This is a genomic window from Acidiphilium sp. PM (assembly GCF_000219295.1).
Lineage (GTDB): Bacteria > Pseudomonadota > Alphaproteobacteria > Acetobacterales > Acetobacteraceae > Acidiphilium > Acidiphilium multivorum.
The window spans coordinates 1-21,512 of sequence record NZ_AFPR01000483.1; the positions used below are offsets into that span (position 1 = coordinate 1).

Consider the following 21,512-nt stretch of genomic DNA (forward strand, 5'->3'; position numbering starts at 1 on the left):
TATTACGGGCTTATTTCCATGACCATCAAGGCCTTCCGGGTGCCCGTGCCGGACGGCGAGACCGAGCCCTTCGCCTGACGGCGAACAGTGTGCTCATGAAGAGCATGATGAACTGAGTCAGACGTCGAGTTCCTGCACGCTCGAGGCATGGTCCTGGATGAAGCGGAAGCGCAGCTCGGGCTTCCGCCCCATCAGGCTCTCGACGATTTCCGCCGTTTCAGCTCGTGCCTCGGGCGGGGCGAGAACGCGCAGCAGCACGCGGCGCTTCGGGTCCATCGTGGTTTCCTTGAGAATTGCCGGGGGCATCTCGCCAAGCCCCTTGAAGCGGCTGATCTCGACCTTGGCGTTCGCCTTGAACGCCGTCTTCACCAGCCGGTCGCGCTCGCCATCGTCCATCGCATAGACCGACTTGCCGCCCTGGGTAAGGCGGTAGAGCGGCGGCTGGGCGAGATAGACATGGCCGCCGCGGATCAGTTCCGGCAACTCGCGGTAGAAGAACGTCATCAGCAGCGACGCGATGTGAGCACCGTCAACATCGGCGTCGGTCATGATGATGATCCGGCCGTAGCGCAGCGCGTCGATCTGGAACCGGTCGCCGACGCCGCAGCCCAGCGCCTCGATCAGGTCTTTCAGTTCCTGGTTCTGCCGGAGCTTCTCCGTGGAGGCGGAGGCGACGTTGAGGATCTTGCCGCGCAGCGGCAGCACCGCCTGGGTCTCGCGGTTGCGCGCCTGCTTGGCCGAGCCGCCCGCAGAATCGCCCTCGACCAGAAAGATCTCGGTATCCTCGCGGCTCTCGCGCGAGCAATCGGTCAGCTTGCCGGGCAGGCGAAGGCGTCGCGTGGCGGATTTGCGCGGCGTGTCCTTCTGCTCGCGGCGGCGGATGCGTTCCTCCGCCCGCTCGATCACGAAGGCGAGAAGATTGTCGGCGTTCGCCGGATCGCCGGTGAGAAAATGCTCGAACCGGTCGCGCAGCGCCGCCTCGGTCAGTTTCTGCGCCTCGGGCGAGGTCAGCTTTTCCTTGGTCTGGCCCTGGAATTGCGGGTCGCGGATGAACAGCGAGAGCTTGGCGGCGAGCGCGCCGGTCGCATCCTCGGCGGTGATCACCGCGGCGCGCTTGTTGCCGCGCTGCTCGCCGAAGCCGCGCAGGCCCTTGAGCAGGGCGGCGCGGAACCCCGCCTCATGCGTGCCGCCGAGCGTCGTCGGGATCGTGTTGCAATAGGTCGAGAGCGTGGCCTCGCCGGCTTCCAGCCAGGCGCAGGCCCACTCGATCCGCCCGGCATCGTCCGGCAGGTCGGCCTGCCCGGCCCAGACCGGGGCGACGAGCTTCGGCGCGGCGCCCAGTTCCTCCGCCAGCGAATCGGCGAGGCCGCCGGGGAAATGCAGCTCCGCCTGCGCCGGCACATCGGCACCCGCCGCGATCAGCGCCGCATCGCACGTCCAGCGGATCCGCACGCCGCGGAACAGATAGGCCTTCGAGCGGCACATGCGGTAGAGCCGCGCCGGGCTGAACTTCTTGTCGCCGAAAATCTCGGGATCGGGGACGAAGCGGATCAGCGTGCCGCGCCGGTTCGGCGTCGCCCCGGCATTGACCAGCTTGGTCAGCGGCTTGCCGCGGGCATAATCCTGTTTCCAGAGGGTTTTCTCGCGGGCGACCTCGACCTCCAGCCGCTCGGCCAGTGCGTTCACCACCGAAGAGCCGACGCCGTGCAGACCGCCCGAGGTGGCATAGGCCTTGCCGGCGAACTTGCCGCCGGAATGCAGGGTGGTGAGAATCACCTCGAGTGCCGACTTGTCGCGGAATTTCGGGTGCGGATCGACCGGGATGCCGCGCCCGTTATCGCGCACCGTGAGCAGGTTGCCGGGCGCAAGCGTCATCTCGATGATCGAGGCGTGGCCGGCTACGGCCTCGTCCATCGCGTTGTCGAGCAGTTCGGCGGCGAGGTGGTGCATCGCCGCATCGTCGGTGCCGCCGATATACATGCCGGGGCGCCGGCGAACCGGTTCCAGCCCTTCGAGAACCTCGATGTCCTTGGCGGAATAGCTCGCCTGGCCGGCGGCCTGCTCGAACAGATCGGTCACGCTGTCTCCTCTGGTCCGGGCGGGGTTACCCCCGCGCGAGTACCTTGTTCACCAGATCGGCCGCCGCGGTAAAGGCATGATTGGCATCCATGTGGCTCGTGTCGAGCAGCAAGGCGTCCTTCGCCTGCACCAGCGGGGCGGCGGCGCGGGTGCGGTCGGCCTCGTCGCGGGCGGCAAGTTCGGCGCGCACCGAGTCGAAGCCGGGATCGATTCCGTGGGCGAGGCGCTCCAGATGCCGGCGTTTCGCCCGCACATCCAGCGAGGCGGTGACGAAGAGTTTCACATCGGCCTCGGGAAACACGATCGTGCCGATGTCCCGCCCGTCCAGCACCGCGCCGGAGGCGTCGGCGAATCGGCGCTGGAAGTCGAGCAGCGCGGCGCGCACCGGCTTGATCGAGGCGACGGCGCTGGCCGCGCGGTCGACCTCAGGGGTGCGCAGATCGCCGCGTTCGAGATCGAGCCGGCTGAGTGAGCGGGCCTGTTCCTCGCTGGCCGCCGGATCGGCCGGATCGCCGCCACGGTCGAGCACGCGGCGCGCCACGGCGCGGTAGAGCAGGCCGGTATCGAGATAGGGCAGGTTGAAGGCGGCGGCGAGGCGGCGCGCGAGCGTGCCCTTGCCGGAGGCGGCCGGCCCGTCGATCGCGATGACGATCGGCCGCGTCACGCCGCCGCCTCGATCGCCGCGCCGATTCCGCGCATCAGCGGCAGGAAGCCGGGGAAGCTCGTATCGATAAAGCGCGCATCGTCGATGGTCACCGGGGTCTCGGTCGCGAGGCCCATGACGAGCGCGCTCATTGCCAGGCGGTGATCCATATGCGTCGCCACCGTGGCGCCGCCGCGCGCGCCGCCGCCCTCGATGATCAGGTCGTCGCCGTCCACCTGCGCCTTGACGCCATTGGCGGTGATCATGGCGAGCGTCGCTGCCAGCCGGTCGCTTTCCTTCACCCGCAACTCCGCGAGGCCACGCAGCCGCGAGCTGCCGCGCGCCATCGCGCAGGCGACGGCGAGAATCGGATATTCGTCGATCATCGAGGGGGCGCGTTCCGCCGGCACATCGACGGCGCGCAGATCCGAGGCGGTGACGATGAGATCGCCCACGGGCTCGCCGCCGGCCTCGCGGGCATTTACGATCTCGATCGCCGCTCCCATCTCGCGCAGGGTGAGGAACAGCCCGGTCCGCAGCGGGTTCAGTCCGACGCCCCCGATCGTGACGCGCGAGCCCGGCACGATCAGCGCGGCGACGATCGGGAAGGCGGCCGACGACGGATCGCCCGGCACGACGACATCCGCGCCGCGCAACTCCGGCTGTCCCCGCAGGCGGATCAGCTTGCCAGTGCCATGCGCGGCCACCTCCACCTCGGCGCCGAAATGGCGGAGCATGTTCTCGGAATGGTCGCGGGTCGGCTCAGGTTCCTCGATCTCGGTGATGCCGCGGGCGTTCAGCCCGGCGAGCAGAAGCGCCGACTTCACCTGCGCGGAGGCGACCGGCAGCCGGTAGGAGAGCGGCATCGCCTCGGCGGCACCGCGCACCGAAAGCGGCAGGCGCCCGCCCTCTCGCGCGGCGAAGACGGCGCCTGTCGCGCCCAGCGGATCGATCACCCGGCGCATCGGCCGGCGGCGGAGCGAGGCATCGCCGGTCATCACGGCGAAAATGTCGTGGCTCGCGAGAATGCCGCAGAGCAGCCGCGCGGCGGTGCCGGAATTGCCCATGTCGAGCACGTCGTCCGGGCTCTGCAACCCGCCGATGCCGGGGCCGGAGGCGCGCCAGGCACCCGGGCCGGTGCGCTCCACCGTCGCGCCCAGCGCGCGCATGGCGGCGGCGGTCCGCAGCACGTCCTCGCCTTCCAGCAGGCCGGAAATCCGGGTTTCACCGACCGCGAGGCCGGCGAACATCAGCGCGCGATGCGAAATCGACTTGTCGCCCGGAACGGTGATCGTGCCGGTGAGCGGCGTGGCAGGGCGGCGTGAGGTCTGGGGCAGCGTTGCGGCGTGTTCCATGGCGCGGCGCTTACCACGAGTGGACGATTTTGCCAGCCATCATTGTCGGCGGCCGTCAGGGTTTGACAAGCAGGGCGATGGGTGGCATGGCGCCCGCCCTGACGGACTCCACCGCTCACCCTGGAATGCGAGGCTCTCATGGCGAAGCCTGAACTTGGCGACAAACATACCTGTGTGTCCTGCGGCGCGCGCTTTTTCGACCTCGGCAAGGTTCCGGCCGTCTGCCCGAAATGCGGCACCGAACAGCCGGCCGAGCAGCCGAAGCTCAAGCGCAGCGTACCAATGCCCGACGACGCCAAGAAGCCGGCCAAGGCGCAGACCACCGAGGACGACGTCGACACGGATGACGTGGAGGATACCGGCGACGACGATATCCTGACGGATGCCGATGATCTCGAGGACGACGATGCGATCGATGCCGATATCGAGGTCGAGCGCGACAGTGACGAGAACGAAAGATAATTTTCCTTTCCGGGTCGAATTTGTTTACCGGATTGTAATCTGGAGCGGGTCATGTTCGGGCGCAGCCAAAAACGGCTGTTCCTGAAGGACACTCCTGAGAAGGAAACCCGCGATGACCCAGTTCGCCCCGGCGAAAATCGCCGACCATCACGAGCCGATCGTCAGCCCGCTCATTCTTGTCGACCGCCTGATTTCGCTGGCGCAGGACGCCGAGCGCGCCGGGTTGCCGGCCGTCGCCAACCGGCTGGTCCGCCTTGCCCTGCGCAGCTGCGTTCCGCCCGCCGGTGGCACGCATCGCCACTGATCCGCCGTCGTCGCGTTCCGACCTCCCGTTTTTGACCTGACTTCACAGGCTCGCTATTGCGGGTCGCGTTGACGGGAGGTCATGAATGTCTGAACAGCCATCCGCTGGAACCGCGTCGCCCTCGGGCCCGCTCGCCGGACTGACGGTATTCGATCTGACGCGAGTGCTCGCCGGTCCCACCTGCGTGCAGATGCTGGCCGATCTCGGGGCCGAGGTGATCAAGATCGAGAAGCCGGGCAGCGGCGACGATACCCGTGGATTCGCGCCTCCCGCGCTGCCGGGCACCGAGCAGAGCGCCTATTTCGCCGGCGCCAATCGCAACAAACGGTCCGTGACGCTCGATATCGCGAAGCCCGAGGGCCAGAAACTGGCGCGCGCGCTGATCGCGAAGAGCGATATCCTGGTCGAGAACTTCAAGGTCGGCACGCTGCCGCGCTACGGCCTCGGCTATGACGATCTCAGGGCCGACAATCCGGGGCTGATCTATTGCTCGATCACCGGATTCGGCCAGACCGGCCCCTATGCGTCCCGCCCCGGCTACGACAGCCTGATCCAGGCCATGGGTGGCATCATGTCCCTTACCGGCGTGCCGGATGGCCAGCCGATGAAGGTGGGCGTGCCGGTCGCCGACCTTTTTGCCGGGCTCTACGGCGCGATCGGCGTGCTCGCCGCGCTGCGCCACCGGGAAATCGCCGGGCAGGGCCAGCACATCGATATCGGCATGCTGGACACGCATGTCGCCTGGCTCGCAAATCAGGGCATGAACTACCTCGCCACCGGCAAGAATCCCCCGCGCCTCGGCAATGAGCACCCGAATATCGTTCCCTATCAGGTTTTCGCGACCGAAGACGGCCATATCGTGCTCTCGATCGGTAACGACCCGACCTTCGCGCGTTTCTGCAACGCGTTCGGACTGGAGCACCTGTTGGCTGACGAGCGGTTCGCCACGAATGCCGCCCGCGTCGCCAATCGCGCATTTGTGACCGACACCCTCGCTGCGGTTCTGGCGCGGCATCCGTCCGCCTGGTGGCTGGAACGGCTGGAAGAGCTGAAGATCGGCTGCGGCCCGATCAACACGCTGGAGCAGGTCTTCGCCGATCCGCACGTGATCGCGCGCGGCAACCTGATCGAAATGACCAGAAGCGATGGCGTGCCAGTGAAGCTCGTCGCCAATCCGGTCCGCCTGTCGGAAACGCCGGTGGATTATCGCCTCGCACCTCCCATGTTGGGGGAGCATACCGACGAGGTGCTGACCAACATGCTGGGACTCGACGAACCGGCCCGCGCCGCGCTGCGCCGGGACGGCATCATCTGAAGGACGGCCGGATCGTGGCGCGGCAGGGTTTCGTTCCCTATCTGCTCGGCAACGATTTCCACCGGCTCGCCTTCGTGGAATTCGGCAACCCGGCCGCGCCGGCCGTGCTCTGCGTGCATGGCCTGACCCGCAACGGGCGCGATTTCGACATTCTCGCGGACAGCCTGGCCGATCGCTATCATGTGATCTGCCCCGACCTGCCGGGCCGCGGACGATCGGAATGGCTGCGCGACGGGGCGCTCTATCAGCCCCCTTCCTACGTCATCGCGCTGGCGCATCTGCTCGCCTGGCTGAACAAGCCGGTTGCCTGGGTCGGCACGTCGCTGGGCGGGATCTGCGGCATGATGGTCGCCGCCGCGGCGCACACGCCGATCACCCGCCTCGTGCTCAACGATATCGGCCCGCATATTCCCGCCGCGGCGCTCGGCCGGATCCGCGACTACATGGGCGAGGCACCCGCTGCCTTTCCCGATCTTGCGGCGCTCGAAGCCCATCTGCGCACCGTGCATGCGCCGTTCGGCCCGCTGACCGATCCGCAATGGGCCGCTCTCGCGCTTCACTCGGCACGGCCCGTCGAGGGCGGCGGGCTCGCGTTGCATTACGATCCCGCGATCGCCGAACCGATCCGCGCCTCGGTGCCCATGGATGCCGATCTCGGCGCGATCTGGACGGCGATCCGCGTGCCGGTGCTTGCCCTTCGCGGCGCCACCAGCGACCTGCTGACCGAAGCGACCCTCGCGCGCATGGAGGAGGATGGCGCCGCCACGCATACCGTGCCGGCATGCGGCCACGCGCCGGCGCTGATGGACGGGCCGACCATCGCGGTGATCCGGCGGTTTCTGGATGGCGCCTGATGCGCTGGCGGACGCGCCTCGACCTCTGGTTCATGGCGCTGCGCGCGGCCGCGATCGAAGTGATGAGCGGGGAGATGTCGCTCGTCGCCGCCGGTTGCGCCTTTTACGCCACCCTGGCCCTGTTCCCGGCGATGACGGCGCTGATTTCGCTCTACGGCCTCGCATTCAACCCGGTAACGGTCGAACCGCAGCTTCTCTATCTGAAACATCTGATGCCGCCGGCCGCCTTCGCACTGATCGGCGGGCGGATCCAGCAACTGGTTTCCGGCGGCAAGACGACGCTCGGCATCGGCCTCGTCATCTCGCTGGGCTTCACGCTCTATTCCTCGGCTTCCGGCATCAAGTCGCTGATCTACGCGCTGAACGTGATCCACAAGCGGCAGGAAACGCGCGGCTTCTTCGAGTTTCAGGCGGTGACCCTGGCGATGACGCTGATTGCCATGCTCGGCGCCGTCATCGCTATCGCCGTGCTGGTCGGCATGCCACTGGTGCTTGCCTTCCTGGGCCTTGCCAAGGCGCCGGCGGTGCTGACGGTGCTGCCCGGATTCGCCCTGCTGATCGGGTCGATGGGTCTGGCGCTCGGCCTGCTCTACCGATTCGGGCCGGCCTTCGGGCGCGATGCGGGGCACCCGGTCGTACCCGGCGCGCTGGTCGCGATACTGGTCTGGCTCGTCGTGTCCTATGGCTTTGCGGTCTATGTTGGCCAATTCGCGGCCTATAGCCGCACCTACGGGCCCCTGGCGACGATCATCGGTCTGATGATGTGGTTCTATCTGAGCGCCTATGCCGTGCTGTTCGGGGCGCTGTTCAACGCCACGCTCGACCGCGCGTCTGTGGCATTCCGGCCATAGTTGGAAAACTTGCCGCGCCACCATACGGGAAACACTGCATCAGCGTTGTCGGCCAGCCACATAGGGTCTATGCGGTTAACATTGGACAAAACTTCTGATGTGTGGGGCGCTGCCGTGCACCGATTCCAGGCGGTATTCCGGGTTTCGGGCGAGAGGATCGTGATGATGCGCCGCCGCGGTGGCGCATGACCCGGAAGCCCGTCCGCCGATCCGCCGAACTGCCGACCGAGGCTGTGCTGCGCGAGTTCATCGCCGAAGCCGGAACCCGGCTGCGCAAGGGCGACATTGCCCGCGCCTTCGGCCTCGGCCCCGACCAGAAACCGGCGCTGCGGGCGATGCTGCGGAATCTCGAACGCGATGGCATGCTGGTCCGCGCCGGCGGGCGGCAGGTGCGCGCGGCCGAGGCGCTGCCGGAACGCTGCGTCGTCGAGATCACCGGCACCGATCGTGACGGCGACCCGCTTGCCCGGCCGGTCGGCTGGGATCGGCCGGGCAAGCCGCCGATCATCTTCATGTTGCCCGAAAAGCGCGGCCACGCTGCGCTCGCGCCCGGCGCGCGGGTGTTGGCCCGGCTGCGACGGATCGACGACGACCGTTACGAAGGCCGCACGGTCCGGCGGCTCGACGAGGAGCCGGCCAGCATCATCGGCGTGTTCCGCGCCGAGGGAGAAGGCGGCTGGATCGAGCCGGTCGACCGCAAGAGCCGCGCCGAATGGAAGGTGCCGCCGGGCGAAACCGCCGGTGCCGAAAGCGGCGACGTGGTGCGCGCCATGCCCTTGCCGGCCTTCGGCTACGGGCCGAAGCCGGCGCGGATCGCCGAGCATCTCGGCCGGATGGGCGATGCGCGCTCGATCAGCCTGATCGCCATCGCGGCACTGGGGATTCCGGCCGACTTCCCGGAGACCGCGATCGACGAGGCGAAGCGCGCCCGCGGCGTCCGCCCCGGCCGGCGGACCGATCTGCGCGAAGTGCCGCTGGTGACGATCGACGGCGCCGATGCGCGCGACTTCGATGACGCCGTCTTCGCCGAACCCGCCGGGCCGGGGCATCGCATCGTCGTCGCCATCGCCGATGTCGCGCATTACGTGCGCCCCGGCTCGGCGCTCGACCGCGAGGCGCTGAAGCGCGGCAACTCGGTCTATTTCCCCGACCGCGTGGTGCCGATGCTGCCCGAGGCGCTCTCCAACGGCTGGTGCAGCCTGCGGCCGGGCGAGGACAGGGGATGCCTGTTCGTCGAGATGATCATCGACGCCGAGGGCCGCAAGCTGAGCCACAAATTCGGCCGCGGCCTGATGCGCAGCTTCGCCCGCCTCACCTACGAGGAGGTGCAGGGCGCCTTCGAGTCCGGCTGGGAAGCCGATCTGCCGGACGGGACGATCGACCATCTCTACGCCGCCTATCGCACGCTGCTGGCGGCGCGGCAGGCCCGCGGCACGCTCGATCTCGACCTGCCGGAGCGCAAGATCACGCTCGACGAGGCTGGCCGGGTGACGGACGTGGCGCCGCGCCCGCGGCTCGACAGCCACCGGCTGATCGAGGAGTTCATGATCCTCGCCAATGTCGCGGCGGCGGAGGAGCTGGAACGGCTGCGCCAGCCGTGCATGTATCGCGTGCACGCCCCGCCCTCGCCGGAAAAGCTCGATTCGCTGCGCAATCTGCTGGCGACGTTCGAGATTTCGCTCAAGCCCGGCGACCAGCTCCACCCGCGCGACCTTGATCATGTGCTGCGCCTTGTTGCCGGTAGCGATGCGGCGCCGCTGGTGAACGAGGCGGTGCTGCGCAGCCAGAGCCAGGCGGAATACGCGCCGGAGAATATCGGCCATTTCGGCCTGGCGCTGAACAGCTACGCGCATTTCACCTCGCCGATCCGCCGGTATGCCGATCTTCTGGTCCATCGCGCGCTCATCGCCGGACTGAAGCTCGGCACAGACGGGCTGCGCCCCGAACACGCCGACGGATTCGAAACCATCGCGGCGGCGATCACCTCGACCGAGCGCCGCGCCACCGATGCCGAGCGGCAATCGGCCGACCGCTATCTTGCCGCCTATCTGGCCGACCGGATCGGCGAGGATTTCAGCGCGCGGGTCAGCGGGGTGACGCGGTTCGGCCTGTTCGTCACGCTCGATGCGACCGGCGCGTCCGGTTTCGTGCCGATGGCGCTGCTGCCCGACGATTTCTGGCATTTCGACGAGGCCGATGGCACGCTGTCCGGCACCCGCTCGCGCGTGGTGTTCCGCCTGGCCGATCCGGTGCTGGTGCGGCTGCGCGAGGCGAAGCCGGTGACCGGCGGGCTGCTGTTCACCCTGATCGAGGGCGGCAGCGCGCCGGGCGAGGGCGGTGGACAACATCGCCGGTTGCCTGCCCGCAAGGGCGGCAGGAAGCCGGGCCGCGCGCCCGCCAGGCACAAGCGCAGCCGCCGATGAAACGCCGGATGGCCCGTTCGCTCGCTCGTCGTTCCCGGGCGCACCGCGCCCGCCGGCCGGCGCTCGTGCGGCCGATCCGCCGGATTGTCACAGTGCTGTGCGTGATGCTGCCGATCTGCGGCGCCCAGGCGGGCCAGCGTGGCTTCGACTCGACTCACGCCGCCGCCGTCTGGGGCGCTGCCCTCGCCTTCATGGCGCCCCGCACGTTGCAGCCGCTCGGCATTCCGCGCATGGCGGTATGGGGATTGTCCGGCATTACCGCGCTGGACTCCGATCTCACCGTGCAGGAACAATCGGGAAAGTTGCTGCTCTTCGGACCCAATCGGGTGATTTTCGCAACCTTGGCGCCGCCGGTCGGCGACGCGGCGAAATGGGGCGTGGCCTGCGCTGCTGTCGCCGCGCATGCCTTCGCGGCTTCGCCCACGATCGAGCGCGCCGGCACCGGCGGCATGATCCGCAGCTTCTTCGACGAGCTGTTCAATCATTTCGACCCTTATTCCCGCTATGTCGCGCCGCGCGAGGCCGCGACGGAGCGCGCGCTGCGGCTGGGCCTTGGCGGAATCGGCATGACCCTGGCGCGGCACGACCGCATCGTGACGATCACCGGCGTCACGCCGTCGAGCCCGGCCGACCGGGCCGGGATCGCGCCGGGCATGCAGCTTCTGGCGATCGACGGGCGGGATGCCGCCGCGCAACCGGTCGCCCAGCTGCAACAGGAACTTGCCGGCCCGATCGGCAGCATGATCGATCTGACGATCCGGCCCGGGCACAGCCTGCCGCAGACGATCACCCTGGCCCGGGCCCTGGTGCCGACGCAGAGCGTCACCGGGCAGATCGACGATGGCATCGCCCATATCCGCGTTCTCGGCTTCGACCACGGCACGGCGCGGCAGTTCGCCGCGGTTCTCGCGCAACTCGTGCAGGCGCAGCCCGCCCCGAAGGGAATCGTGATCGATCTCCGCGGCAATCGCGGCGGTGTCCTGCGGCAGTCGGTGCTCAGCCTCGACACGCTGCTCTCGCAAGGCACGATCATCCACACGATCGGCCGCGATCCGGCGGCCAACAAGGTATGGCATGCCGAGGGGGCCGATATCGCGCACGGCCTGCCGGTGGTCGTGCTGGTCGATGGCGGCACCGCGAGCGCCGCCGAGGTGTTCTCGGCCGCAATCGCCGACAACGACCGCGGCGTCGTTCTCGGCAGTGCGACACTCGGCAAGGGGCTGGTGCAGAGCGTCACCGAACTTCCGGGCGGGGGCGAGCTGTTCGTCACCTGGAGCAGGATGATCGCCCCACGCGGCTGGCCGCTGCAAAGTCTTGGCGTGTTTCCGCAGGTCTGCACCAGCCTTGGCACCGACCAGCTCGCGAAGCAGATCAACGCGCTGCGGCATGGCGTCGACCTGCTGGCGAAGCCGCTGGCCGAAACCCGTGCGGCCAGGGCGCCAATGCCGCTCGCCGAGGTGCTGGCCCTGCGAGAGGCCTGCCCGGCCGCGATCGGCGGCAACGGCTACGAACGGGCGGCGGCCGCGCTGATCGATCATCCGGCCGCGTATCGCGCCGCCCTGATCCGCCCGCTGCTCCCGCATGCCCGCGCCGGGGGTTGACCAGGCCGGCAAGGTCGATCATATCGGCGCGATCGGAGAATACGCATGGCCAAGACGAACACTGTTCAGATCAAACTGGTTTCCACCGCCGACACCGGCTTCTTCTACGTGACGAAGAAGAACGCGAAGGCGCAGACGGGCAAGCTCGAATTCCGGAAATACGATCCGGTCGCGCGCAAGCACGTGACCTTCAAGGAAGCCAAGATCAAGTAATCAACCGCGGAGCTTTGGCTCCGCGCCGTTGACACGCTTCGCTTGCTGATCGGCCCGAGCAATGCTTCGGGCCTTTTGGCGTTGTGGGGCGCGGAGAATCGCTTGTTCCTTGCGCCTATAGGCGGGCGCCGCGGCTTTTTGCGTGTGCAGGCCGGAACGCCGATCAGAGCAGGTCGAGCACGGCCGTTGCCGCGGCTTCGCTGGGAGACGCCGATCCCGCGATGGCGAGCGTGGATAGGGCAGCGCTGAAGCCGGCCCGTTGCGCCGCAGCCCGCTCAGGGGCGCCGAGCAGCGAGGCGATTTCGGCGGAGAGGCGCTCCGGCGTGCAGGCATCCTGCAACAGTTCCGGCACCAGTTCTTGCCCGGCGAGCAGGTTGATCATGGCGACGTGCGGCACCTTGATCAGCCGCCTGGCCAGCATCGCGCTGATCGGATTGACCCGGTAGGTGACCGCCATCGGCACGCCGGCCAGAGCCAGTTCCAGCGTCGAGGTGCCGGATTTCGTCAGCGCGGCTTCGGCGCCGGCGAAGGCGTCATACCGCTCGGCCACATTGGTGACGATCAGCGGCGGGCGCGGCCAGGCGGCCGCCTGCGCCTGCAACTCGCCGGCGAGTGCCGGCGCCGCGGCCAGCACCGGCACGAGATCCGGAAATCGTGGGCGGAGGCGTTCCACCGCTGCGCCGAAAACCGGCATCAGCCGGGCCGTTTCCGTGCGGCGGCTGCCAGGCATCAGGATCAGGGAACGCGCTGACTCCGCCAGGCCGAACCGGGCACGGAAGCGCGCAGGATCGCCGGCATCGGCACCGGATTCCAGCACCGGATGGCCGACAAAGACCGGGTTCAGCCCATGCGGTGCAAAGAAATCCGGCTCGAAGGGCAGGAGGCAGAGCAGCCGGTCCCACAGGCCGGGGAAGTGCTTTACCCGCCCCTGTCGCCAGGCCCAGACCTGGGGGGCGACGTAATGCACGCGGCGGAGTCCGAGCGGGGCGATTCGCCGGAGCAGGCGGAGCGTGAAGCCCGGACTGTCGATGGTCACGACGATGTCCGGCCGCCTCGCGGCAATGTCCGCTTCCGTCTGCTCGAGCCGGCGGCGCAGCCGGAAGAGCTTGGGCAGGACTTCCGCGAGGCCCATGAGCGCCAGTTCCTGCATCGGGAACAGCGAGGCAACACCCTGTTCGGCCATCCTCGCGCCGCCGATGCCGGCAACTTCGATGCCGCTGGCCCGCGCGCGCATGGCCGCGATCAGCCGCGCACCCAGCACGTCGCCGCTTGCTTCACCGGCAACGACATAAACCAGCGTCATGTCAGGCGGACGATTCGGGCCGGCGCCGGATCGTCCGGCCAGTCGGTCCGGTTGCGGACGGCTGGGTCGTCGCGCGTGGCGGCGAGGCGGGCGGGATCGAGCGTTGCGAACAGCAGGTCCGCCGCATCCAGCGCGCCGCGGGCCAGCAGCCCGTCTTCCGGAAACCCGCGATCGACCGGGCCGAAGACGCAGGCATAGCCGCGATTTTCATCCACGGCGGCGGACCAGGGCGCCATTCCGGTGGTTGGCGCGACGGCGGTGAAGCACTGGTTCTCCAGCGCCCGCGCGCGGGCCGACAGACGCACCCGGTTGAAGCCGTGCAGGGAGTCGGTGCAGGCCGGAATCAGGATCGTGTCCGCCCCGGCGAGCGCCTGTGCGCGCACCAGCAGGGGGAATTCCGAGTCGTAGCAGATGGCGATGCCAAGCCGGCCGAAATCGGTTTCGAACACCGAAGGGGGCCCGCCCGGCGTGATGCCCCAGCGCTCGGATTCGAAGCGCGTCATCACCCGCTTGTCCTGGAAGGCGATACGGCCGTCCCCGTCGATCAACGGCGCCCTGTTGCGGATATTGCCATCGGCGCCGCGCATCGGCACCGAGCCGGGCAGCAGCAGCAGGCGGTGGGTGCGGGCAATGGCGCGGAAACCCTCCACCAGGGTATCGGCGCGACTGACCACGGCGTCGAGTTCGGCGGCGACGTCCGGCGCGGCGACAAAAGCGCCGGCGAGCGCCATCGAGGCATATTCCGGCAGGATGAGCAGGTCGGCGCCGCCGGATTTCGCCTCATCCGCGAGGCGATCCACCCGATCGAGAAAATCGTCCAGCCCGGTCGGGCGGTGGATCGGGAAGGGGGAGAGAGCAACCCGCATGATCATGCGCCGCCGAGTGGCTTCATCCACACCTGGAGGCGGTTTTCCACCTCATGCGCGGCACCGATCTCGCGCCAGCGCATGCGGCAGACGAGACCGGACACCGGCGCGTAGCCGCGCTTGCGCCAGAAGACGTCGAGTGTGGTGGCATCCGTCGGGCGGCGCGGATCGGCGTTGTCGCGGATCACCGCGCAGAAGGCGGCCTGCGCGGCGTCGGAAACCGCCCGCGCGTGCGCCTCGCGTTCGCGGAAAAAGGCCACGCCGACGCCGCGGCCGCGATAGGCCGGCAGCAGGACCGACTCACCGAAATAGAAGACCGAGGCGGGATCGATCCCGGCGGCGCGGAACGGCGCCTGCATCGCCTCGTCCTCGTCGGTGAGCGGCAGGCAGGTGGAGGCGCCGACGATCGCATCGCCATCCCGCGCGATCACGATGGCGGCGCGCTCGCTCGCGGCATAGGTCGCGACATAGTCGCGCTCGTAAGCCTCGTTGCCCTCGTAGAGATAGGGCCAGGCGCGGAACACCTCGATCCGCAGCCGGGCGAGCGCCGCGAGATGCGGCAGGATCGCCGCACCCCGGAGAGTTTCGGTGGGAAGCAGCGGCTGAATGGCCTCAGCTCCCCTTCCTGGCGGCCGTGTCCATCGACGCCGCCTCGGAGAGGAAGCGCTGGATCGCCTTCTTCTTCTCCCCGAGCGACAGGCCGCGTTCCTGCGCCACGACCGGGCAATAGGCCGCCGTCAGGAATTCCGCCATGCGCTTCTGGGTAATGTCCGGATAGGCCTTGCGGATCGCGGCGACCAGCATGCGGGTGCGGTTGCCGAGCGTTGCCGGCGTGACGCCCTGCATAATCTCCATCGTGCCGTGGCCGGGCGAGACGAGGTCCTTCGTCAGCAGCGGGCAGTTCATCCTGCGCGCGGCGGCGGAGGCGATCGGCGGCAGGTCGAGATAGTCGGCGTCGGCCAGCGCGATGTCGTGCGGCGGGGTCGATGCGCGGATGCCCAGCACCTTGGCGGCATCGGCATCGGTCACGCCCTTGTTACCCCAGGCGGTGCGCACGTAGTTGGCGATCGCGGCGATCTGGGCGTCGTTCAGCATCGAACCGAAGGCGGGCATGGCCGGGCCGTTGGCGTGCCAGGGGATCATTCCGCCGAGCACGATGCCGATCACGTTGTCCGACGGGCCGTTGGTCACCGCGTCATTCCCGGCGAGATTCGGGAACACGTCCTTCACGCCCTTGCCGTCCGCTTGGTGGCAGGCGGCGCAGTTGTCGTCGTAGAGCGCCTTGCCCTGCGCGAGCTCGCCCGGGGCAAGCGCCACCTTCTTCACCGGGTTCTCGCGCGGCGGCGTCGCGGTCTGCAGATAGGCGGCAAGATCGTCGACATCCTGCCGCGGGAGCTGGCTCAGGCTGTAATCCACAACCGACTGCATCGGCCCGAATGCCGAGCCACGGTTCATGTTGCCGCCCTCATGCAGGTAGTCGACCAGGTCCTTCCGGCTCCACCCGCCGACGCCATAGGTCTTCGAGGAGGATATGTTCGGCGCATACCAGGGCTCGCCGAGGATCTGCGCGCCGGCCAGCGTATCGCCCGACTTGATGGCGAACAGCAGGTTGCGCGGCGAATGACACTCGCTGCAATGGCCGAGGGCTTCGGCGAGATAGGCGCCGTTGCGCACCGCGGGCGACCAGTCCTTCTTGTAATGGACCGGCGCGGTGCTGAAGAACATGATGCGCCAGCCGAGCAGCATCGCGCGGATGTTGAACGGGAAGCCGAGCCGGTTCGGTGCATGCGGTGCGTGCACGGCAGGTATGGCGTCGAGATAGGCCTTGATGGCCATCACATCCGGCCTCGTCAGCTTTGCATAGGATGTGTAGGGCATCGCCGGATAGAGATATTTCGGAAACACGCCCAGCGAACTGCCGGGCGAGACGCCGTAATGCAGGGCATTGTAGAATTGCCGCGGCGTCCATTTGCCGATGCCGGTCGTCTTGGCCGGGGTGATGTTGGGTGAGTAGAGCGTGCCGAACGGGGTGACGAAGGACAGTCCGCCGGAGAAAGGCTTTGCTCCCGGTGCCGTGTGGCAGGGCATGCAGTCCGCCGCGGCAGTGAGATATTCGCCGCGCCGCACCTGCGCGATCTCCGCCTGGCTCATGCCCTTGGTCACGGGTTCGGGCAGCGCCGGAAACGCCTCTGGCTTCGCCGCCGTCGGCGTCGGCATGTAGCCGCCCGCCTCCTGGCCGAACGCAGCCTCAATGCCGACGGCGCCGCTGGTCAATGCAATGAGAAGTGTGGCGGCCCAGAGCGGAGCGCGGCGAAAAATCGTCTTTTTTGAATGCGGCATCGGATTCTACCTGTGATCTGCATGGCGGGAGCGGGCGTGTCCGGTCAGATTTCTAATTCGCCATATCTACTGATTGATCAAGTAGGCCCGGCGCCTCTTCACAGACCGAACCGATCTTGCTAGACGCCCTGTGTCGACGCGATCTGCTTCGGATCGCGACGCCGGAATGGGCGCATAGCTCAGTTGGTAGAGCAGCTGACTCTTAATCAGCGGGTCCAAGGTTCGAGTCCTTGTGCGCCCACCATTCCTTTTTGTTTTCCTACAACGATTTTTTGTCAGGAAACAAAGCAAAATCAAAACCTTAGCCTGATATCTCCCCTCCTCCAGCCCGGATTAGCGATGCAGGACGTTGCTGGACGTTGCCTGATGTCGCACTATCGCTGAAACCCCAGTGAAACCCAGAACGGGTCTGGGTTTCAGGGGTCTTGGTTTCAGGAGGTGGCTTGAAATGGCATCGATCAGATTGACCGACACCACGATACGGAAGGCGATACAGGAAGCTTGTGACACTGGAACACGTATCGAGTTGACCGACATCACAATCCCCGGACTTCGAATTCGGGTGAATCGTGACGGTGGCGCGGCCTGGTCCGTCATGACCCGAGACCGGACCGGACGAAACAGACGATTCAGCCTCGGTGAGTTTCCCACCATCGGAATCTCGCAAGCCAGGGAACAGGCTGGCATCACAAAACACAAGGTCCGCCACGACGGCGTGGATCCCGTTGCGGAGAAGCGGGCGGCCCGGCAACAGGCCGAAGCAGAGAAAAATGCGGAACCGGAAATGACGCTGATCGACCTTGTGCGGTTGTGGGGCCAGCAGACCGGATCGGACAAGCGGCGGGCATGGATAGACCGGCACAGGCGAATTTCCGACGTATTCAAAACCCTGGCCGACCAGCCCGCAAAAGGGCTGACCAGCGAGCAGATACAGATTGTCGCCGATGGCTGGCCATCCCCATCTTCGGCAGCCGCTGCCGTCAGATATCTGCGTCCAATCCTGAAATGGGGAGCAAAACGGAAATACGTTTCAACCGAAGCGGCCATGATCGAGCCGACCAGGAAGCCGGAGAAACGGGGAAGATATCTGTCAAAACCGGAATTGGCGGTGGTCGTTCCATATCTCCGGCAAAATGCGGAGCGATCAACCCATGCCGCCGTGATGTTGCTCTTATTATATACGGCAACACGTCTCAATGAGGCGGTTAGAGCGGTATGGGCTGAATTCGATCTTGAGGCCGTCCAGCCGACATGGACGATTCCCGGTGAGAGGATAAAGAACACCAGGCCGGGGAAACAAAAGAGCGATCATGTCATCCCACTTCCCCGGCAGACCGCCGAATTTCTCCGGTCGATCCGGAAGGGGCGGACAACGGGATTTGTGTTCGCCGGGCCAAAAGGCGGGTTACCATCGAAATGGGACTGGTTTAGCAAGAAAGTCATGGCCGAGACTGGAACCAGCGGTTGGACCAGGCATGACCTGCGGCGGACGGCTTCAACGTGGATGGGGAATTTAGGAACCCCACCATACGTCACCGAGGCCGCCCTGAATCATGCGGATATCCACTCGGCATTATCGGGAATCTACAATCTCGCGAGATATATGAAAGAAGTTGGCGAGGCGTTGCAGGGATGGGCGAACTTTCTGGATACCTTTTGATCAGGAAACAAAACAGGGATCCCCTTTTGAAGGATCCCTGCATTGGCAAATCAGATCGTAACAGGTGTGTCCAGCACTCTTAGTGGTCTCAATTAAGGGCCTTAGCCTGTCTCGGTCAAGTCAGTTATGATGCCATAACGTCAATTCGGATATGTGCTTTTGGCCGAAAATCTTGACCCTGGACGCACGACTTTGTGAACACGTAGGGAATGATATGTTTTTGGGACCAAATGACGGTTTGTAAGGGCATATAGATAATGGGTCTGTATCAAAGAGATCCGGCGAACTGTAGAGGGCCATAAAGTGAGGGAAGGTTATCCACAGGCTGATGGAAGTTTATGCGCGAAAATGTGGAGTGGCTGTCATTTTTTTCGAGGTAGCAGTTGGCGAGGGCGGGCAAGGGCGGTATAGGGGAATCCGATGATCTGCTGAGTGGGTAACTCCACCGAGGTTTCATCTGGGTGTGTTCTAAGTACTCTTTATAAGGAGTTAAGGATGAAAAGTCCTTCGGCTGCCATGCGGCGGCATCGTCTACGTCAGTTTGCATTGTGCTCGACCGCACTCTCGGTCAGCCTTCTTGCTGGCTCGGTCGCCATGGCGGCTGCTCCGGCTGCCGGATCGCTGCCGGGGAATTTCAACGTAGACGGTGGTGCGGCGACATACGCTATGACCAACGCAACCTCGAATACAGAGGCGACCATAACGGTAGCGCCTTCCGGCAGTTCGGGAACTGGCGTTGCCCTTGACTTCAACGGTGCGGGCACAACCAAGCTTGCGCCGGCTACAACAGGCACGTCGTTGCCGTCAGGAGTGACGCAGAATCCGGGCTTCAGTGTTGGTTCGGGTGCCACCGTTGCGATCAAGGGTGCTGGTAACTTTCCGCTGTTGATTAACGACTCAACTGGTAACCCGTCTCAGATTTATGGTTCGGTCACGAACGACGGCACCGCTACGTTGTTTATTGCCAACGCAAATGGTGTAGTTGTCGGAGCGACTGGCTCAATTTCCACCAGTGCGGGTCTGGGTCTCCTTGGGTTTGCGCAGAGCGGATCTACGTTCGTTGCCAGCGGCACTATTAGTGTTGATTCGGCGACCGGTGGCACTGGCGGTGTGACCGTCGATGCCGGTGCACAGCTCTCGCCTAAAACTGGTGATGCAGTTTTGGTTGCCAGTAACGGTGCGATCAATATTGGGTCTAATGGCAATCCTGGCAGCGCCAGTATACCGTTCGATATTGTGGCTGGCTACGGTGTGAGCGGTAGTTCCGCGAGTGCTCCAACAGTTACAGCTTCTGCGCTTAGTGATGGAAGTTCGGCTTCTGTGACTTTCTCGGGCGGCTCAAGCACTTATCCGATTTTAGTTAAGAGTTTGAATGCGGCGGGTAATGTAACCAATAGCGGTGTAACCGATTTCACAGGTGGCAACGGTTCGTCGACGACCATCGGCGGCGCTTTCTCGAATACCGGCATTGCCTACGTTAACACTTTAACTGCCGCATCCATCACAAACTCCGGCCAGCTGACTGATGCTGGAGGCACGCTGACGGCTGTTGGCCTTAGTGGAGCGACGAGCGGCGCGGATATCACCAATACCGGGGTGATCAAAGAGGGTTCCACGGCGCTCACCCTGGATGCAGGTAACGCTATCCAAACCGGACCCGCTACGGGCAACTTTACCAATTCTGGTGTAATTGCCTTCAAAACTTCTGGAGCAAGTCTCACTGTAGACGCGGCCAACATTAACTTTGGTGGGTCCGTCACACAGGCGACGAGTACGGGCGGCACTCCGACTGCTCTGAGCAGCAATAACCACTTGGCTGATTTTACTTTGAATGCTTCCTACATGCCTGCAACTGGGTCAGCCGTTCCGGGTGTAGTGGATTTTGGAAGTAACATTTACGCTGGTACATCAATCATTGAGGGTGCGGTACCGAGCGGATCCTCCCAAGTTCCATTGGGTGCCCAGGCGGTTCGTATCCTCTCGGGTGGCCTCTACGGTGGTACTGTCGACATCACTGTCGGCACGGGTACTGCAACGGATCCTTTCGCCAACAATGCTAAGCTTGGTTACAATCTGAGCGTCTTCCCGAAGGCGACGATTGAGGCGTCATCGGTAAATCTGTTGGGCACCGAGGCGTCTTCGTCGTCCAGCGGTTCTAACATGAACCTCGATGGCGTTGTCAGCACCCAAGTCGCCGGAGCTACTGCAGGTACTGGTTCTATTACTGTCACTGCCAACAACATCAACGGTAACTCGACTGGTGGGTTCTCCGTTAATGATGGTGACAAAATTTCTCTCACGTTCTCCGGCAACGTGAACAACCCCTACGGTGCTTCGGCTGTTGGCTCGTCGGACTTCCGTTATAATTACGTGCCGGTTGCCGTTGCGAATGCGGCTGCGGGCGGTGCTGGAACGGTAAACCTTGACCTCACCGGCCCGACCAACAGCACGACCACAGCCCAGAATGTTAACATTCTGGTCAATGGTAATGTTGCGGTTACAAGCTCCGTCGCTACAGCTACACTGCCGACCCCAGCGGTTGGTACGACGCCTGGTACTCCGATTTCCCCAGCGTCCTCCTACGTCAACAATCATCTGGTTCTTCAGGCGACTGGGAACGTTGACACTGGCACGGCTTTCTACTGGCCCGGCCTGCTCTACCTGAATACTGTGTCGAGCATGTCGAACCCGACTCAGCTGAGTACTACGGGGGCGATCAACGTTGACGGTGATCTCAGCAATATCCTTCCGGCGTTTTCCACTGGCGGGACGGGTATTTTCCTTGAGACCAACAACCTCAACATGGCGGTGGGTAGCACTATCACGACCAGCAACAACAGCTGGGTAAACTTTGCTAGCGCGAAGCTTGCATCGGCGTTCTCGCTGACTCAGGCAACAAGCTTCTTTGCTGGATATAAGGATACGGTCACTCCGACCGTGACCGAGCTGGGCGTTCAGCAGCTTCCTGCGGCTAACTACCAGCCATAATTCTACAAGCCTAGCTAGCTTTGAGCGGGTAGCGGAGTTCTCTCTGCTACCCGTTTCTATTTGTATCTCTTACCAAAATTTAGGCGACCAACACTGTGTCGGCCCACTTGGGGAGATTGCCAGCTACTGGCACGGCTGATAGATACGCATCGTCGACATCCGCTCTTTGGGTCAGGCAGATCGTTGGTGCAACCCTGCATCCGGGATATTTCGTCCGCTGCTGAACCGGATATTCTCACACAACCGATGGGTTTG

Annotated in this window: 17 protein-coding genes and 1 tRNA gene; 11 read left to right on the plus strand and 7 right to left on the minus strand. The window is 65.2% G+C overall.

Annotation, left to right across the window (positions count from 1 at the left end; genetic code table 11):
• Positions 1-117: 117 nt before the first annotated feature.
• The 3 genes from parE to aroA are packed head-to-tail and all read right to left on the minus strand — an operon-like array spanning position 118 to position 4,077.
• Positions 118-2,079: a DNA topoisomerase IV subunit B gene (gene parE / locus APM_RS15030; RefSeq protein WP_007424232.1), complete on the minus strand. Its 1,962-nt coding sequence runs from the start codon at positions 2,077-2,079 to the stop codon at positions 118-120.
• Positions 2,080-2,104: 25 nt separating this feature from the next.
• Entirely contained in the window at positions 2,105-2,743 is a 639-nt protein-coding gene (cmk, locus tag APM_RS15035; protein WP_007424233.1) for a (d)CMP kinase, read from the minus strand.
• Positions 2,740-4,077, minus strand: a complete 1,338-nt coding sequence (gene aroA / locus APM_RS15040; protein WP_007424234.1) for a 3-phosphoshikimate 1-carboxyvinyltransferase — start codon at positions 4,075-4,077, stop codon at positions 2,740-2,742. The genes cmk and aroA overlap by 4 nt, the downstream gene beginning before the upstream one ends.
• A 138-nt stretch (positions 4,078-4,215) precedes the next feature.
• On the opposite strand from aroA, the gene APM_RS15045 reads away from it, so the two are divergent.
• The 8 genes from APM_RS15045 (at position 4,216) to rpmG (ending at position 12,100) form a co-directional block, all read left to right on the plus strand.
• On the plus strand, positions 4,216-4,539 hold the full coding sequence (locus tag APM_RS15045) for a TIGR02300 family protein (protein WP_007424235.1): 324 nt from the start codon (positions 4,216-4,218) through the stop codon (positions 4,537-4,539).
• 112 nt (positions 4,540-4,651) lie between these two features.
• Positions 4,652-4,843 carry a hypothetical protein gene (locus APM_RS15050; protein WP_035185292.1) on the plus strand — a complete coding sequence of 64 codons (192 nt, stop codon included), beginning with the start codon at positions 4,652-4,654 and terminating at the stop codon, positions 4,841-4,843.
• 85 nt (positions 4,844-4,928) lie between these two features.
• Positions 4,929-6,158, plus strand: a complete 1,230-nt coding sequence (locus APM_RS15055) for a CaiB/BaiF CoA-transferase family protein (protein WP_007424236.1) — start codon at positions 4,929-4,931, stop codon at positions 6,156-6,158.
• A 14-nt stretch (positions 6,159-6,172) separates the two neighbouring features.
• Complete coding sequence (locus APM_RS15060; RefSeq protein ID WP_007424237.1) at positions 6,173-7,012, plus strand: alpha/beta fold hydrolase; 840 nt, start codon at positions 6,173-6,175, stop codon at positions 7,010-7,012.
• Entirely contained in the window at positions 7,012-7,863 is an 852-nt protein-coding gene (locus APM_RS15065) for a YihY/virulence factor BrkB family protein (RefSeq protein WP_007424238.1), read from the plus strand. Before APM_RS15060 ends, APM_RS15065 begins: the two co-directional genes overlap by 1 nt.
• 185 nt (positions 7,864-8,048) lie before the next feature.
• Positions 8,049-10,286 carry a ribonuclease R gene (gene rnr, locus APM_RS15070; RefSeq protein ID WP_039888940.1) on the plus strand — a complete coding sequence of 746 codons (2,238 nt, stop codon included), beginning with the start codon at positions 8,049-8,051 and terminating at the stop codon, positions 10,284-10,286.
• An 8-nt stretch (positions 10,287-10,294) separates the two neighbouring features.
• Positions 10,295-11,887, plus strand: a complete 1,593-nt coding sequence (locus tag APM_RS15075; RefSeq protein ID WP_007424240.1) for a S41 family peptidase — start codon at positions 10,295-10,297, stop codon at positions 11,885-11,887.
• A 45-nt stretch (positions 11,888-11,932) separates the two neighbouring features.
• The gene (gene rpmG / locus APM_RS15080; RefSeq protein ID WP_007424241.1) at positions 11,933-12,100 is read left to right on the plus strand and encodes a 50S ribosomal protein L33; all 168 of its coding nucleotides are present in this window, start codon (positions 11,933-11,935) and stop codon (positions 12,098-12,100) included.
• Positions 12,101-12,263: 163 nt separating this feature from the next.
• Here the strand turns inward: rpmG and lpxB are convergent, their stop codons facing one another.
• The 4 genes from lpxB to APM_RS15100 form a co-directional block, all read right to left on the minus strand.
• Positions 12,264-13,403: a lipid-A-disaccharide synthase gene (gene lpxB, locus APM_RS15085; RefSeq protein WP_007424242.1), complete on the minus strand. Its 1,140-nt coding sequence runs from the start codon at positions 13,401-13,403 to the stop codon at positions 12,264-12,266.
• Positions 13,400-14,275, minus strand: a complete 876-nt coding sequence (locus APM_RS15090; RefSeq protein ID WP_007424243.1) for a carbon-nitrogen hydrolase family protein — start codon at positions 14,273-14,275, stop codon at positions 13,400-13,402. Before APM_RS15090 ends, lpxB begins: the two co-directional genes overlap by 4 nt.
• On the minus strand, positions 14,272-14,793 hold the full coding sequence (locus APM_RS15095; RefSeq protein WP_007424244.1) for a GNAT family N-acetyltransferase: 522 nt from the start codon (positions 14,791-14,793) through the stop codon (positions 14,272-14,274). Before APM_RS15095 ends, APM_RS15090 begins: the two co-directional genes overlap by 4 nt.
• Before the next feature lie 88 nt (positions 14,794-14,881).
• A complete protein-coding gene (locus APM_RS15100; RefSeq protein ID WP_007424245.1) occupies positions 14,882-16,609 on the minus strand; it encodes a cytochrome c in 1,728 nt (575 codons plus the stop codon).
• Positions 16,610-16,777: 168 nt separating this feature from the next.
• On the opposite strand from APM_RS15100, the gene APM_RS15105 reads away from it, so the two are divergent.
• The 3 genes from APM_RS15105 to APM_RS21680 all read left to right on the plus strand — a co-directional run bounded on the left by APM_RS15105 (position 16,778) and on the right by APM_RS21680 (position 21,257).
• A tRNA-Lys gene (locus APM_RS15105) sits at positions 16,778-16,853 on the plus strand.
• A gap of 204 nt (positions 16,854-17,057) precedes the next feature.
• Positions 17,058-18,269: a site-specific integrase gene (locus APM_RS15110; RefSeq protein ID WP_007424246.1), complete on the plus strand. Its 1,212-nt coding sequence runs from the start codon at positions 17,058-17,060 to the stop codon at positions 18,267-18,269.
• 495 nt (positions 18,270-18,764) lie between these two features.
• Positions 18,765-21,257 carry a filamentous hemagglutinin N-terminal domain-containing protein gene (locus tag APM_RS21680; RefSeq protein WP_138919223.1) on the plus strand — a complete coding sequence of 831 codons (2,493 nt, stop codon included), beginning with the start codon at positions 18,765-18,767 and terminating at the stop codon, positions 21,255-21,257.
• Positions 21,258-21,512: the final 255 nt, after the last annotated feature.

Excerpts from the sequence above, each read along its gene's own strand:
- aroA (WP_007424234.1), bottom strand. The coding sequence starts at position 4,077 with ATGGAACACGCCGCAACGCTGCCCCAGACCTCACGCCGCCCTGCCACG.
- APM_RS15045 (WP_007424235.1), top strand. The coding sequence starts at position 4,216 with ATGGCGAAGCCTGAACTTGGCGACAAACATACCTGTGTGTCCTGCGGC.
- APM_RS15050 (WP_035185292.1), top strand. The coding sequence starts at position 4,652 with ATGACCCAGTTCGCCCCGGCGAAAATCGCCGACCATCACGAGCCGATC.
- APM_RS15055 (WP_007424236.1), top strand. The coding sequence starts at position 4,929 with ATGTCTGAACAGCCATCCGCTGGAACCGCGTCGCCCTCGGGCCCGCTC.
- APM_RS15065 (WP_007424238.1), top strand. The coding sequence starts at position 7,012 with ATGCGCTGGCGGACGCGCCTCGACCTCTGGTTCATGGCGCTGCGCGCG.
- rnr (WP_039888940.1), top strand. The coding sequence starts at position 8,049 with ATGACCCGGAAGCCCGTCCGCCGATCCGCCGAACTGCCGACCGAGGCT.
- APM_RS15075 (WP_007424240.1), top strand. The coding sequence starts at position 10,295 with ATGGCCCGTTCGCTCGCTCGTCGTTCCCGGGCGCACCGCGCCCGCCGG.
- rpmG (WP_007424241.1), top strand. The coding sequence starts at position 11,933 with ATGGCCAAGACGAACACTGTTCAGATCAAACTGGTTTCCACCGCCGAC.
- lpxB (WP_007424242.1), bottom strand. The coding sequence starts at position 13,403 with ATGACGCTGGTTTATGTCGTTGCCGGTGAAGCAAGCGGCGACGTGCTG.
- APM_RS15090 (WP_007424243.1), bottom strand. The coding sequence starts at position 14,275 with ATGATCATGCGGGTTGCTCTCTCCCCCTTCCCGATCCACCGCCCGACC.
- APM_RS15100 (WP_007424245.1), bottom strand. The coding sequence starts at position 16,609 with ATGCCGCATTCAAAAAAGACGATTTTTCGCCGCGCTCCGCTCTGGGCC.
- APM_RS15110 (WP_007424246.1), top strand. The coding sequence starts at position 17,058 with ATGGCATCGATCAGATTGACCGACACCACGATACGGAAGGCGATACAG.
- APM_RS21680 (WP_138919223.1), top strand. The coding sequence starts at position 18,765 with ATGAAAAGTCCTTCGGCTGCCATGCGGCGGCATCGTCTACGTCAGTTT.